The organism is Pseudoalteromonas sp. S3178 (assembly GCF_005886985.1).
Lineage (GTDB): Bacteria > Pseudomonadota > Gammaproteobacteria > Enterobacterales > Alteromonadaceae > Pseudoalteromonas > Pseudoalteromonas carrageenovora.
Genome location: NZ_PNCW01000427.1, coordinates 1 through 335 on the forward strand (window position 1 = coordinate 1; position 335 = coordinate 335).

Annotated in this window: 1 protein-coding gene; it reads left to right on the plus strand. The window is 42.4% G+C overall.

All coding sequences use genetic code 11. The features are described from left to right. Positions 1-335, plus strand: a 335-nt coding sequence (locus tag CWC11_RS21595; RefSeq protein ID WP_249330799.1) for a 3'-5' exonuclease, incomplete at both ends; no start/stop codon positions are given.

Consider the following 335-nt stretch of genomic DNA (forward strand, 5'->3'; position numbering starts at 1 on the left):
TTAGCCGAAGTCAGCTAGTTAACATTTCTAAACTCTTGCAATGCAATATTCCCACGCGACTGCAAACCGTTGAATGGCATATTTGCAAAGAGCAACCTTATGTCGTTGTTGATATTGAAACCACCGGTGGCAATAAAGAGTTTGATCGCATTACCGAGGTAGCCATGGTAAAAGTCGTTAACGGCGAGGTTGTTGCTAAATGGCAATCACTTGTTAATCCGATGCGTCGTATCCCACAAAAAATCACTGAACTGACAGGGATCACTCAAGCAATGGTAAGTGATGCTCCGAGTTTTTTTGAAATTTTGGAGCAAGTTGAGCTGTTTAGCCAAGGT